Annotated in this window: 12 protein-coding genes; 7 read left to right on the top strand and 5 right to left on the bottom strand. The window is 35.1% G+C overall.

The window, feature by feature from the left end:
• Window positions 1-376 precede the first annotated feature (376 nt).
• The 6 genes from gyrB (at window position 377) to GQ40_RS02495 (ending at window position 9,236) form a co-directional block, all read left to right on the top strand.
• Window positions 377-2,326 carry a DNA topoisomerase (ATP-hydrolyzing) subunit B gene (gene gyrB / locus GQ40_RS02470; protein ID WP_047545443.1) on the top strand — a complete coding sequence of 650 codons (1,950 nt, stop codon included), beginning with the start codon at window positions 377-379 and terminating at the stop codon, window positions 2,324-2,326.
• A gap of 186 nt (window positions 2,327-2,512) precedes the next feature.
• A complete protein-coding gene (locus GQ40_RS02475) occupies window positions 2,513-3,526 on the top strand; it encodes a DUF6588 family protein (RefSeq protein WP_047545445.1) in 1,014 nt (337 codons plus the stop codon).
• Window positions 3,527-3,651: 125 nt separating this feature from the next.
• Window positions 3,652-4,578 (top strand): malate dehydrogenase, encoded by a 927-nt coding sequence (gene mdh, locus GQ40_RS02480; RefSeq protein WP_047545447.1) that lies wholly within the window; start codon window positions 3,652-3,654, stop codon window positions 4,576-4,578.
• Window positions 4,579-4,759: 181 nt separating this feature from the next.
• The gene (locus tag GQ40_RS02485; protein ID WP_047545448.1) at window positions 4,760-5,368 is read left to right on the top strand and encodes a hypothetical protein; all 609 of its coding nucleotides are present in this window, start codon (window positions 4,760-4,762) and stop codon (window positions 5,366-5,368) included.
• 202 nt (window positions 5,369-5,570) lie between these two features.
• On the top strand, window positions 5,571-8,561 hold the full coding sequence (gene secDF / locus GQ40_RS02490) for a protein translocase subunit SecDF (RefSeq protein ID WP_047545450.1): 2,991 nt from the start codon (window positions 5,571-5,573) through the stop codon (window positions 8,559-8,561).
• A gap of 147 nt (window positions 8,562-8,708) precedes the next feature.
• On the top strand, window positions 8,709-9,236 hold the full coding sequence (locus GQ40_RS02495; RefSeq protein WP_156115501.1) for a hypothetical protein: 528 nt from the start codon (window positions 8,709-8,711) through the stop codon (window positions 9,234-9,236).
• Here GQ40_RS02495 and GQ40_RS02500 read toward each other — a convergent pair.
• The 5 genes from GQ40_RS02500 to folE all read right to left on the bottom strand — a co-directional run bounded on the left by GQ40_RS02500 (window position 9,233) and on the right by folE (window position 13,244).
• A complete protein-coding gene (locus tag GQ40_RS02500) occupies window positions 9,233-9,739 on the bottom strand; it encodes a DUF192 domain-containing protein (protein ID WP_047545455.1) in 507 nt (168 codons plus the stop codon). The genes GQ40_RS02495 and GQ40_RS02500 overlap by 4 nt on opposite strands.
• 2 nt (window positions 9,740-9,741) lie before the next feature.
• Complete coding sequence (gene lgt / locus GQ40_RS02505; RefSeq protein ID WP_047545458.1) at window positions 9,742-10,569, bottom strand: prolipoprotein diacylglyceryl transferase; 828 nt, start codon at window positions 10,567-10,569, stop codon at window positions 9,742-9,744.
• Window positions 10,570-10,754: 185 nt separating this feature from the next.
• Window positions 10,755-10,991 (bottom strand): membrane protein insertion efficiency factor YidD, encoded by a 237-nt coding sequence (gene yidD, locus GQ40_RS17380; protein WP_081990163.1) that lies wholly within the window; start codon window positions 10,989-10,991, stop codon window positions 10,755-10,757.
• A gap of 2 nt (window positions 10,992-10,993) precedes the next feature.
• Window positions 10,994-12,475: a cysteine--tRNA ligase gene (cysS, locus tag GQ40_RS02510; RefSeq protein ID WP_047545460.1), complete on the bottom strand. Its 1,482-nt coding sequence runs from the start codon at window positions 12,473-12,475 to the stop codon at window positions 10,994-10,996.
• Between the two features lie 91 nt (window positions 12,476-12,566).
• Entirely contained in the window at window positions 12,567-13,244 is a 678-nt protein-coding gene (gene folE / locus GQ40_RS02515) for a GTP cyclohydrolase I FolE (RefSeq protein ID WP_047545462.1), read from the bottom strand.
• 227 nt (window positions 13,245-13,471) lie between these two features.
• Here folE and GQ40_RS02520 point away from each other — a divergent pair, with 227 nt between their 5' ends.
• On the top strand, window positions 13,472-13,933 hold the full coding sequence (locus tag GQ40_RS02520; RefSeq protein ID WP_047545464.1) for a hypothetical protein: 462 nt from the start codon (window positions 13,472-13,474) through the stop codon (window positions 13,931-13,933).
• Window positions 13,934-13,940 lie beyond the last annotated feature (7 nt).

The following is a 13,940-nucleotide window of genomic DNA, read 5'->3' on the forward strand; positions in this document are numbered from 1 at the left end:
GGTCTTTTTGTTTTCTTCGGAAATTTGATCATGTTCAGATTTATCTTCCAATTTAAGACGTATTTTTCCGAATTTAGAAAAAATGAAGACTTCAAAATCTTACGTATAACGAATTTGATTGATTTAGCACATTTCCGAAGATGTTAAAAAACAACAAAATCTATTTTAAGGGTGTTTTTAGAGCTTTTAAGACCGTTTTTAGAAATTAACAAATGTTGATAATTATTGGAGTCAATCGATGAAATGCTTTCAAAATGCTCCAAGTTTTCTTATCTTTGTTTGTACTCGAAGAGATGCTACGCGCATCTTTTTTTGTGAAGTATAATCTTGAAATTTTATACTAACTAAAACTACATATTTCAAAATAGACAAATTTATGAGCGAGAAAAGAGAAGAGTTTAATAAGGATAATTATTCGGCCGATAGTATTCAGGCCCTAGAGGGAATGGAGCACGTACGCATGCGTCCATCGATGTATATTGGTGATGTTGGTACACGTGGTTTACACCATTTGGTTTATGAGGTTGTTGATAACTCAATAGATGAGGCGTTAGCTGGTCATTGTGATAATATTACAGTAATTATAAATGAGGATAATTCAATTACTACGGAAGATGACGGTCGTGGTATACCTGTAGATTTACACAAAAAAGAAGGAGTCTCTGCATTAGAAGTTGTAATGACTAAGATTGGTGCTGGTGGTAAATTTGATAAAGACTCTTATAAGGTTTCTGGAGGATTACACGGTGTCGGTGTAAGTTGTGTTAACGCTTTATCTGAACACTTAAAAGCTACCGTGTATAGAAAAGGAGAGGTTTGGGAACAAGAATATGAACGCGGTAAAGCAATGTATCCGGTAAAAAAGGTGGGTACGACAGACAAACGAGGAACCATTGTTACATTCAAGCCAGATCCAACGATCTTTACCCAAACTTTAGAGTATAGTTATGATACGTTGGCATCTCGTTTACGAGAACTTGCTTATTTAAATAAAGGAATAACCATTCACCTTATTGATAAACGTTATAAAAAAGAGGATGGAGAATTTGAGGGAGAAACATTTCACTCTGAAGAAGGTCTTAAAGAATTTATCAAGTTTTTAGATGGAAACCGTGAACCTTTAATAAAGGAAGTTATTGCTTTTGAAGGAGAGAAAAATGGCGTACCTGTTGAGGTTGCCATGATCTATAATACATCCTATGCAGAAAATTTACATTCCTATGTAAATAACATCAATACGCACGAAGGTGGAACGCACTTATCTGGTTTTAGAAGAGGTTTGACGCATACGCTTAAAAAATATGCAGATTCTTCTGGAATGTTGGATAAATTAAAATTTGATATTCAAGGCGATGATTTTCGTGAAGGTTTGACAGCCATTATTTCGGTAAAGGTTCAAGAGCCACAGTTTGAAGGACAAACAAAAACAAAACTAGGTAACAGAGAAGTATCTGCATCTGTAAGTCAGGCAGTATCTGAAATGTTGACCGATTATCTCGAGGAGCATCCAGAAGATGCAAAAACAATTGTCCAAAAAGTAATCTTGGCTGCACAAGCACGTCACGCTGCACAAAAAGCCCGTGATATGGTGCAACGTAAAACGGTTATGAGTATTGGTGGTTTGCCTGGTAAATTAAGTGACTGTTCTGAGCAAGATCCTACAAAATGCGAAGTGTTTCTTGTTGAGGGAGATTCAGCAGGAGGAACAGCAAAACAAGGTCGTGATAGAGCTTTTCAAGCCATTCTCCCATTACGTGGTAAGATTTTAAACGTGGAGAAAGCCATGTCACATCGTGTTTTTGAAAACGAAGAAATCAAAAATATTTTTACAGCACTCGGTGTAACCATTGGTACAGAAGAAGATAGTAAAGAACTTAATTTAACAAAATTACGATACCATAAAGTAGTGATTATGTGTGATGCCGATATTGATGGTAGTCACATTGAAACCCTAATTTTGACATTCTTCTTTAGATATATGAAAGAATTGATAGAAAACGGTCACATTTACATCGCAACGCCACCTTTGTATTTAGTTAAAAAAGGTGCTAAAAAGCAATATGCTTGGAGTGATGAAGAGCGTTCAAGAATCATGAATGAATTTGGAGAAAATAGCAAGATCCAGCGTTATAAAGGTCTTGGTGAAATGAATGCTGAGCAATTATGGGATACAACCATGAATCCAGAATTCAGAACATTACGACAAGTTCAAATTGATAATGGGGTAGAAGCAGATCGTATTTTCTCAATGTTAATGGGTGATGAAGTACCGCCTCGTAGAGAGTTTATCGAGAAAAATGCAATTTATGCAAATATTGATGCATAATATCATTTAAAAATAGTTCGCTATAATTGGCGAAAAGAAACTAAAGCAAAAGCAACTACGTATTATATGTAGTTGCTTTTTTTCTTCAGAAGAAAAGTCAGAAATCTAAAATATCAGAAAATAGGAATTAAAGCGTTATATATTAAGTTTCAATACATTTACAATCCAAATAAAATATCTTAACCTATGAAAAAAATAGTTATTACCATTGTAGCATGTCTTGTTATAGTATCTGTAAGAGCTCAAGAAAACGTAAACGATTTACTGGCAGCAGGTGTTTCTGACGCGCAACGTTTTACTCAGGATTATATGGCTCCAGCTTCGGAAGGTTTAGCCTATGGTATCAATAATGGCTGGTTCAATAACGCGAAATCACCAAAGAGATTTAATTTCCAACTGTCTGTAATTGGTAATGTAGGATTTATAAATGATGATAAAAAATCATTTCAAATGAATGCTGCAGATTATGAGAACATTAGGTTTGAGGATGGTAGTGGCTCAAAAATGGTGGCTACTGCTTTAGGAAATAATGATCCTGATGTGAGAGTCATTATTACCTATGACGATCCGCTTTTTGGAAGTCAGGAAACAGAACTCGTATTGCCAACTGGAATTGGTTCAGAAGGTGTCAATCTAATACCGACTGGATTTTTGCAAGCTAGCTTTTCGCCTTTTAAAGGAACTCAACTTATTGGTAGATTTATTCCGAAGATAGAAACAGAGGATGCAAAATTAGGCTTATATGGAATTGGTTTACAACAAGAATTTACGAGTTGGTTACCTGCAGATAAAGTGTTGCCAATAGCAGTTTCGGGACTTGTAGCATACACACATTTGGATGGAAGCTACGATTTTACGGATGCAGAATTTGTAGATGGCGAAAACCAACGTGTAGAGACCGATATGAATACGGTTTTGCTTCAATTAATAGTAGGCACAAAATTAAAGATCATCAATTTTTATGCAGGTTTGGGTTATATCACAGGAAGTTCAACAACAGATCTTTTGGGAACGTATAGGGTAACCGATGGGTTCTTGTTTTCAGAAGAAATAAATGACCCGTTCTCGGTAAAGCATGACATTTCTGGAATAAGAGGGACTTTGGGTGCTAATTTAAAAGTTGGTTTTTTTGGCTTAAATGCAGATTATACAATTGCAGAATTTGATAGTGCCACTTTGGGGATCAACTTCTCTTTCTAAATCAAGATCTTAAATCATAAATTATTCTAAAAGCATAAGATTTTCTCTTATGCTTTTTTCGTTAACACTGTTAAAATTTGTAATTTTACGTTCTTAATAATCAACACAATTTAAAAATAAAATATATGAAGGTTACAGTAGTTGGAGCAGGAGCAGTTGGCGCAAGTTGCGCAGAATACATTGCAATCAAGGATTTTGCAAGTGAAGTCGTTTTGTTGGACATCAAAGAAGGTTTTGCAGAAGGTAAAGCAATGGATTTAATGCAAACAGCATCACTAAACGGTTTTGATACCAAAATTACAGGTGTTACTAATGATTATTCTAAAACTGCAGATAGTGATATTTGTGTCATTACTTCTGGGATTCCACGTAAGCCAGGGATGACTCGTGAAGAATTGATCGGTATTAATGCAGGTATTGTAAAAACAGTATCATCCAGTTTGATTGATCACTCTCCAAATACTATTATTATTGTTGTTAGTAACCCAATGGATACAATGACCTATTTAGTGCACAAAACAACCAATTTACCAAAAGGTAAAATTATTGGTATGGGTGGAGCATTGGATTCTGCACGTTTTAAGTACAGATTGGCAGAAGCTTTAGGAGCACCTATTAGTGATGTTGACGGTATGGTAATTGGTGGACATAGTGATACTGGTATGGTGCCATTAACACGTTTAGCTACTAGAAACTCTGTGCCAGTATCTGAGTTTATTTCCGAAGATAGATTGAATCAAGTCTTGGAAGATACCAAAGTTGGTGGTGCAACATTAACCAAATTATTAGGTACTTCTGCTTGGTATGCTCCTGGAGCTGCGGTAAGTGGATTGGTTCAGGCGATTGCTTGTGACCAAAAGAAAATTTTCCCATGTTCTACACTTTTAGAAGGTGAGTACGGGCTAAATGACCTTTGTATTGGAGTGCCAGTGGTTTTAGGACGTAACGGTATTGAGTCTATTGTGGACATAAAATTGAACGATGCAGAGAAATCACATATGAAAGAAAGTGCAGAAGGTGTTAAAAAAACTAACGATTTATTAGAATTGTAATCACAACGCATTTTTAAATACATTAAAGGCTATCATAATAATGGTAGCCTTTTTTAATTTATTCAAAATTATACTTTAAGTTTTCTACGGAAACACACCACCACAATACAAATTCGTTAACGCTCTTGGGATAAACGACGAACTGTAAACCTGCTTTCTTTATTTTTTATATATTTGGCGCATGAAATCGAGATGGTACATTAGTATTCTCATAATTACACTAACCTTATTAGGTGGCTTTGCGAGCAAACAGCAAACAGCTTCGCCTAATCAGGAGATTGTACTTCAGTTTTCTTCGGAAAATGTCTCGATCCAAGATACCAAAAATGCAATTGAGAATGTTAAGGAACAGTTGGAGATCGCTGGTATTAGTACTGTTGAAGTTCAATCACTTAAAGATGGTCAATTACGTTTAACATACTTTAGCAATTCTGATGTTGAGAGCATCAAAATACTCTTATCTACTGCTTGTGATCTGGATTATGTTTCTAACGAAAACAAATCATCAAAGCCACCTTCCGAAGAAAAAATAATCACTTATGATGTTGATGTTTATGAAATTCAGCAAGGTAATGACCTTTCTGAGCTGGATGGTAAACTGGCATTAGAAACCAAAGCAGAGTACGACCGTTTCTTTAATCCGCATGTATTTGGAGCTACAGAAAACATACAAATTGATACTAAAGAATGTATCGAGAAGGTTGCTTACAAATTACATAAATCTGTTGCTATTGCAATAGATGATACGTCTTATAAAATCCCTGAAGTTCGCGCGGGACCTACAGTTTAAAGAATCGTTAGCTGTCAGTTGTATGACAGGTTTAGATTCAGCACATTTCCGAAGAAATAGGTATCAAATCACTGTTTATCTATTCATTTTAAAATTTCATATTACATAAAAAAAACAATTGTCAGGTTACGTGTAAATTATATATTTGCGCGGTCGTTTTAAAACAGAAACGGAATTAAAATTTGACTTAAATATTTAAATAATGCAAAACAAAGGATTAGTAAAGTTATTTGCAGTGTTATTTGGATTGGTGAGTATTTACCAATTATCATTTACCTTCAAAAACAACCAAATTGACAACGCTGCAGAAACGTATGCAGAAAGTAAGTTCGATGAACCAGATGCTGTAAATGAGGCTGAAGTTCGTTATTTAGACTCTATAGCTAACGTAGAGGCTTACGATATAGGAATTGCAACTTTTACAGGTAAAGAAGTAAAGGAAAAGGCAATGAACCTTGGTCTTGACCTTAAAGGTGGGCTTAATGTAATTCTTCAAATTTCTGTAAGGGATATATTGGTAGGATTATCAAACAACAGTAAAGATCCAGCGTTTAACAAAGCGCTTATTGATGCTGAGGAAATCCAGAAAGATGCACAAGAATCATATCTTGAATCATTTTTTACAGCTTGGGAACAAGTTAAGGGTGACCAAAAATTAGCATCTCCAGATATTTTTGCTAATAAAGATATGGATGGGATTATAGATATCAACTATTCAGATTCAGAAGTAAGAAGTAAATTAGAAGAAAAAGTGGATGAGTCTATCGTGTCTGCTTTTGAGGTATTGCGTAAGCGTATTGACCAGTTTGGTGTCACGTCTCCAAATATTCAGCGTTTAGGAAACTCTGGACGTGTATTGGTAGAACTACCAGGTGTTAAGGATATTAAGCGTGCAACAGAATTAATTACAACAACCGCACAATTACAATTTTGGGATGTTGATAATGGACAATCATTAGGTAATTTCTTTGCATTAACAAACGAAACATTAAGAAACAAACTTGGTGTTAACGAAGCGCAAGAAGCTACAGAGGTTCAAGATTCTACTGCTACAGGTGATACCGATTCTACAGTTGATGATTTATTGGGAGATACAACAACAGATTCTACAGATGTAGCTGCTGTGAACCCAATTGGAGATTTAGTAGCTCCAGTAAGAAGCCAAGGTATTTTCGCTATTAAATTAGAGGATAAAGAAAAGTTAGCATCTTACTTAAATATGCCAGAAGTACGTGCAAACTTACCAGCAGAGGCACGTTACACAAAATTTGCTTTTGGTTTACCTGTAATAGATGAAGAAACTGGTTTAGAAACTGTTGATGTTTATGCATTAAAAGGAAATAGAGATGACGAACCAGAATTAAGTGGAGGTGTTGTTACAGATGCTCGTCAATCTTATACGCAAACAAATAAGCCATCTGTGTCTATGCAGATGAATGCAAAAGGATCTAAAGTTTGGGAAGAAATGACCGGAAGAGCAAATGCTCAAGGGACTAAAATTGCAATCGTTTTAGATGATATTGTATATTCTGCACCAACAGCTTCTAGTGGAGCAATTTCTGGTGGAAATACTGAAATCTCTGGAAACTTTACAGTAAAGGAAGCAGAAGATTTAGCTAACGTTTTAAGAGCTGGTAAATTACCTGCAAGAGCTGAAATTATCCAGGCAGACCAAGTTGGACCTTCATTGGGACAAGAAGCTATTGAAAGTGGTTCTAAATCATTTTTAATTGCATTGGCTTTAGTATTGCTTTGGATGGTTATGTACTACGGTAAAGCAGGTGTCTTCGCAGATATTGCTTTGTTGTTAAACATTTTATTGATTTTCGGTGTATTATCAGGATTAGGAGCAGTATTGACATTACCTGGTTTAGCTGGTATTGTTTTAACCATTGGTATGTCGGTAGATGCGAACGTACTTATATTTGAGAGGATCAGGGAAGAACTCGGTAAAGGAAAATCGCAAAAAGAAGCGGTTAAAGATGGTTTTGCAAATGCATTATCTTCAATCTTAGATGCAAATATTACAACTGGTTTAACTGCCTTGATATTATTCGTTTTTGGAACAGGACCTATAAAAGGTTTTGCAACAACGTTATTAATTGGTATTCTAACCTCTTTATTTACTGCAATTTTTATTACTCGTTTATTAGTAGACTGGTATGTAAACAGCGGTAAAAAACTAGATTTCTCTACATCTATAACTAAGAACTTATTCCAGAATAACAATATTAACTTTATTAGCAAACGTAAGGTTGCTTATATCATTTCTGGTATTTTAATATTAGTGAGTTTAGGTTCTTTGTTCACTAATAAACTAGATCAAGGTATTGATTTTGTTGGAGGTAGAACATACCAAGTACGTTTTACGGAAGCAGTTAATTCAGAGGAGGTTGCTGCAGATTTAACTTCAGTATTCAATAGTGTTGAGGTGAAGACAATTGGTAGTCCAAACCAACTTAAAATTTCTACCAAATATAAGGTAGATGAAAATTCAGTTGAAGCAGACGAAGAAGTAAAAACTAAGTTGTTTAACGGATTGCAATCTTATTTGCCTGCAGGAGAGACATTCAAAGATTTTTCCGAAGGAAGAGATGACGTAGGTATCGTGCTTTCCAGTAAAGTAAGTCCAACAATTGCAGATGATATTAAAAGAGAATCCCTTTTTGCGGTCTTAGGCTCGCTATTGGTGGTGTTCTTGTATATATTGTTCCGTTTCAAGAAATGGCAATTCTCAATTGGTGCAGTAGCAGCAGTGTTTCATGATGTGATTATAGTATTGGGTATTTTCTCATTACTTTATAAGTTCATGCCATTTAGTATGGAAATCGATCAAGCTTTCATCGCAGCAATCCTTACCGTAATTGGTTACTCGCTTAATGATACCGTTGTTGTATTTGATAGAATTAGAGAGGAACTTGCAGAACGTGGCGGATTCAAAGGTGGAAAAAACATTAACGCAGCCATAAACAGCACGTTGAGTAGAACCTTAAATACATCATTAACAACATTAGTGGTGTTATTGGCAATGTTCATTTTTGGTGCAGAATCTCTTAGAGGTTTATTATTTGCATTGATAGTTGGTGTCGTAGTTGGTACATACTCTTCAGTATTTATAGCAACACCTTTAATGTATGATACGTTAAAGAATAAAGGGGTTGATCCTTTAAAAAAAGAAGAGGAGATTAAATAATTCCCATTCACATATTTTATAAAAACCATTTCTTCGGAAATGGTTTTTTTATGCTTTTATTCTTCGGAAATTTTATTGTTTTTGAAATTTAGTTCAACAGTAATAACAATAAGATTTTTATATCTTACAGATGTAAAGATTTCTAGCATGCTTAAAATAGTACTTACAATTCTTTCGGTTTTGGTATTATCATTTTCGAATGCGCAAAGTGGAGAAAAACCAGAACCTGAAAAATATAGAACCAAATTTAAAGATGTATTATTCTCACCAGGAATAATTGTTCAGCATGAAACATTTTTAGAGTTTAACATATCTGTTGGTGAAGTGACAGCCATAAATGATAAGATTCCAATTATAGGTTTTGAAGGATTGAGATTAGGGTTTGAAACCAATTTGAGAGATGGTAAAGATCATACAATAGCGCCAAAAATTGGATATGAAATTTCGGTGACGGTATTTTCAATACGACTATCTGCAGTGAATTATTTTCAGAATGGAAATTCAGAATTTAGACTTCTTCCAGAAATTGGCATAAGTTTAAATGGTTGGGCAAATCTTACTTATGGCTACGGAATCCCTTTTAATAACGGAAATCTTAACAACGTAAGTTCTCACAGAGTGGGATTAAGCTTTAATTTAGATAAGCGCTTAAGTAATGCTTTATTTGAGAATTAATCTATAGATTTAAATTCAATTAAATCGCCCTTTTGTAGAGTCCATTTGTCACTCAAACCAGCATTAACTTCGAGAACATATTTTGCGGGAGCTTCAGATGGTAGAGACGTTTCGTTCATAGGTTGCGCATTTTTTTGAATGCTAACAATGGTTTTGTCTTCAGCAATAAAAATAATATCCAAAGGGATTTCAGTGTTCTTCATGTAAAATGCGCGAAAATCGGTATCTGGAAAAATAAATAGCATGCCTTGCGTATTTTTCATACTTGAGCGGTACATCAAACCAGTTTGGGTAGCATACTCATCATCTGCAATCTCGATATCCAGAGATACCAATAAAGAATCTGTAGTCGCTTTTTTAAGTTGAAGTTCACCCTCCTTTTTAAACGTGATTTCCACTTTTTTTACTTCGGAAGATTTGCGCTCTTCCTTACATGACGAGAGTTGCAGGGCAACGCTTCCGAAGAAAAAACAAATCATAATCCTTAAAGCAGCATGTTTCATTTCTAGCTCAATTTCGTTTTTGGCTTGTAAATAAACATGAAATATAAACCGATAAGTACAAACGGAATACTTAGCATTTGACCTGTGTTTAGACCAAATAGTGTGAAATATTCGTCGCCTTGAGGTTCTTTGACGAATTCCACGAAAAACCTAATAGACCAAAGCATGACCAAAAATAATCCAAATAGGAACCCTTGTTGCTCGCTCTTTTTAGTTTTCCAGTAGAAATACCATAATGCCAAAAACACAAAAATATAACTTCCCGCTTCGTAAAGTTGAGCAGGATGTCTTGGGAAATTCTCACCTAAATCTTTAAATACGACTCCAAAATCACTTCCAGTTGGCTTACCAATAATTTCCGAATTTATAAAATTACCCAATCTCACAAATACTGCTCCAGAGGCTACTGGTATTACTACGCGATCGAGAATCCAAAGTACCGTTTTGTGTAATACTTTTTTATTGTATATGTACATGGAGATAATCATGGCGATGGCAGCACCATGACTGGCCAAACCTTGAAAACCTGTAAATTCAAATCCGCCTTTAAATTTAAAAGGGAGAAAAATGCTGAAAAAGTCTTCTCTGATTAATTCTGGTTGGTAAAAAATAACATGACCCAATCGTGCTCCCAGCATAATCCCAATAACAGCATAAATAAAAAGTGAATCTAAAGACGCTTCTCCTTGACCCTCGTTTTTGTAAATGCGTTTCATGATTTGCAATCCAATAATAAAGGCAAGAATCCACATCACACTGTAATAATGTAATGTAAAAAATCCTAAATCTAATCCTTTTGAAGGATCCCAAACCATATCAAGAGCAATCATACTATTTAATTTTGAAGGGATAAAGATACTATTATTGAATAAACTAGAGATGTTGTTAAGATAGTTTTAATCTTCTTTTTCTGGAACAGGGTCGTATCCAGATCTTCCTCAAGGCGCTGGAGCGAAAAAGAAAATGTACAGTGTACATTTTTAGCGATCAGGCGAGCTGGCGCGCATGCAAATTTTTAGTTGTCATCCTTCTCAGGTACTGGATCATATCCCGATCTTCCCCAGGGATGACAACTAAAAATTCTGATTATGGACAATCTTCCGCCTTTCCATAATCCATGTTTTTCTAAAGCTTCTTTAGTGTACTGGGAACATGTAGGTTGAAATCTGCAACTTGCAGGCGTTAATGGTGAAATCAAGGTTTGATAGACTTTAATCAAGAATAAAAAGGGAGCTACTAAAAAACGCTTCATGATTAATTTGTAGAAAACGTTGTCCCATCCTTACCATCATTTAATTGAATACCTTTTGCAGCCAGTTCATCACGTATTTTGTCTGACATCGCAAAATCCTTATTGGCACGTGCTTCTTGACGCAGTTGGATTAAAAGCTCCACAGCACCAGAAAGTTTTTCCGTTCCTGTATTTGATTTAGCAGAATTTTCTAACCCTAAAACATCATATGTGAAGTCTGTCATGGTTTTTTTAAGGAGTTCTAGATCTTCCGAAGATAAAGAGGCATCGCCAGTTTTTATCTGGTTGACCCATTTAGCAGCTTCAAAGAGGTGCGCTATTAAAATAGGGGAATTAAAATCGTCATTCATCGCATGATAACAGTTTTGACGCCATGCTTTAATATCATAGGTCGAATTTACACCAGCATGTAGTTCGTCAAGAAGATGAACAGCATCCATTAATCTATGAAACCCTTTTTCACTCGCCAATAAACCATCATCGGTTAAATCTAAAACGCTTCGGTAAGAGGATTGAGCATTAAAAAATCGAATAACGCTCGGGCTAAATCCTTTAGACATGATATCGTTTTTACCGGAAATCAATTCCGCAGGATTGATAATATTACCAGTGGATTTAGACATACGTTGTCCGTTCATTTGCAACATATTGGCGTGCATCCAATAATTTACGGGAGCGAAGCCTTTTGCAGCTTCACTTTGTGCGATTTCACATTCGTGGTGCGGGAATTTTAAATCCATTCCGCCACCATGAATATCAAAATTGTCGCCTAAATATTTGGTGCTCATTGCAGTACATTCTAAATGCCAACCTGGGAAACCATCACTCCAAGGTGAGGGCCAACGCATGATGTGTTGCGGTTCGGCACGTTTCCAAAGTGCAAAATCCTGCGGATTCTTTTTATCACTCTGCCCATCTAAAGCTCTCGTGTTGTGGATGAGGTCTTCGAGTTTGCGCTTGCTTAAAATTCCGTAGTTATTCGTTTCATTAAATTTATGAACATCAAAATAGACCGATCCATTGACCACATACCCAAAACCATTATCTATAATGGTTTTAATAAGTTCAATTTGCTCGATGATATGTCCAGTAGCAGTTGGTTCAATACTTGGCGGTAAAAAATTAAACGTGTTTAACGTGTTGTGAAAATCTACGGTGTAGCGCTGCACGACTTCCATTGGTTCAATCTGCTCTAAACGTGCTTTTTTGGTAATTTTATCTTCACCAACATCTGCGTCATTTTCTAAATGTCCTGCATCTGTAATATTTCTAACATACCGCACTTTATAGCCTAAATGCTTTAAGTAACGAAACACCATATCAAATGACATAAATGTTCTCACATTCCCCAAATGTACATTGCTATATACTGTAGGGCCACAAACGTACATGCCTACATATCCTTTTTCTATAGGTTCAAAAGTGTCTTTTTTTCCGCTAAGGGTATTGTAAATTTGGATAGTTTGCTCCTCGTACAAGTGCATAGTGCTAGGTTTTTAAAGGTCTTTTTCTATTCTGAAATGTGCTCATGCAGTCAAAGCTAACATTTTATTTCTTCTTCGGAAATTGGAATCCTTAAAAAGTAGTATCTAAATTGATATAATCTAAAAACTCACGTTTGGTTTCCTTATTTTTAAATTGCCCACCAAACTCTGAAGTTACTGTGCTGCTATCTACATCTCTAATGCCTCTTGAATTAACACATAAATGTTTTGCGTCAATAACGCAAGCAACATCTTGAGTATTGAGAACATCTTGAAGTTCTTTAACGATTTGAATAGTCAAACGCTCTTGTACTTGTGGGCGTTTTGCAAAATAATCTACGATTCGATTCATTTTGGAGAGTCCCACAACAGTACCATTTGATATATAGGCAACATGTGCTTTACCAACAATAGGGAGTAAGTGGTGCTCACAAGTAGAATAAACGGTAATGTTTTTCTCTACGAGCATTTCACCATATTTATATTTATTCTCAAAGGTGGATGCGCTAGGTTTTTTAGCAGGATCGAGTCCTCCAAAAATTTCATTCACGAACATTTTGGCAACTCTATTAGGAGTTCCCTTTAGGCTATCATCGGTTAAATCAAGACCTAACGTTTCCATAATATGTCTTACGTCATCTTTAATGATATCTATTTTTTCTGGTGATGTTAATTTGAAGGCATCATTTCGCAAAGGGGTTTCAAAAGATGATCCTACATGGTTATCACCAATGGCATCATGATTTTGAATGTCTTTTTCTATTTTCATTTGTTAAATTCCGAAGTAAAGAGTATTACTTTTTTTTAAAAATTACAATTCTTTCCTAAAAAGGAAATGCAAAGATAAGCAATAAAAAAAATATGAATGTAGGGTAGGAGTTTTTTAATTTAAGATGTTCTATACCTATAATCGATATGTCTTTACATGATATCCGATTTAACAGTTTATTTACTAAAATTTTCTTAAATTCCGCTTCTCAAAAAAAATAACTACTAATGAATTCAAAATCACTGTTTCCCTTAATTATGATGCTAACGTTATTAGTGTCAATTTCAACGTTTTCGCAATCCAGAAAACAAAATTTTGTAAACTATAACTCAAATGTCGATGCACCATTAACAAATAGTGAGATGGATTTGATAACTGAAGTTTATGGTGAAACTGCGAACGACAATATTCTTGATAAGCCTCAAAGGTTAAAGGATGTAAAAAATATTCTGCGTAATAGAGTTGAGATTAAAAACGTCCCAAATGTTAGAGACCAAAAACCTTGTACATTATTGTCTGAGGTACCATTAATGGATTATTACGTTTCTAACTTACAAAGAGATACGAATTTTAACCCTCAAAATTTCAACCCATTAAAGTATTTGTTTAATTACTATTCTTATGGGACCCATATGTACCGAGTTGATAATACTAATTACTTTATTATTATCAAATCTCAGCATAAATAAAAAAGAT

Origin of the sequence: Psychroserpens sp. Hel_I_66 (genome assembly GCF_000799465.1) — a bacterium.
Lineage (GTDB): Bacteria > Bacteroidota > Bacteroidia > Flavobacteriales > Flavobacteriaceae > Psychroserpens.

Coding starts and splice junctions, on each gene's coding strand:
- gyrB (WP_047545443.1), top strand. CDS start 377: ATGAGCGAGAAAAGAGAAGAGTTTAATAAGGATAATTATTCGGCCGAT.
- GQ40_RS02475 (WP_047545445.1), top strand. CDS start 2,513: ATGAAAAAAATAGTTATTACCATTGTAGCATGTCTTGTTATAGTATCT.
- mdh (WP_047545447.1), top strand. CDS start 3,652: ATGAAGGTTACAGTAGTTGGAGCAGGAGCAGTTGGCGCAAGTTGCGCA.
- GQ40_RS02485 (WP_047545448.1), top strand. CDS start 4,760: ATGAAATCGAGATGGTACATTAGTATTCTCATAATTACACTAACCTTA.
- secDF (WP_047545450.1), top strand. CDS start 5,571: ATGCAAAACAAAGGATTAGTAAAGTTATTTGCAGTGTTATTTGGATTG.
- GQ40_RS02495 (WP_156115501.1), top strand. CDS start 8,709: ATGCTTAAAATAGTACTTACAATTCTTTCGGTTTTGGTATTATCATTT.
- GQ40_RS02500 (WP_047545455.1), bottom strand. CDS start 9,739: ATGAAACATGCTGCTTTAAGGATTATGATTTGTTTTTTCTTCGGAAGC.
- lgt (WP_047545458.1), bottom strand. CDS start 10,569: ATGATTGCTCTTGATATGGTTTGGGATCCTTCAAAAGGATTAGATTTA.
- yidD (WP_081990163.1), bottom strand. CDS start 10,991: ATGAAGCGTTTTTTAGTAGCTCCCTTTTTATTCTTGATTAAAGTCTAT.
- cysS (WP_047545460.1), bottom strand. CDS start 12,475: ATGCACTTGTACGAGGAGCAAACTATCCAAATTTACAATACCCTTAGC.
- folE (WP_047545462.1), bottom strand. CDS start 13,244: ATGAAAATAGAAAAAGACATTCAAAATCATGATGCCATTGGTGATAAC.
- GQ40_RS02520 (WP_047545464.1), top strand. CDS start 13,472: ATGAATTCAAAATCACTGTTTCCCTTAATTATGATGCTAACGTTATTA.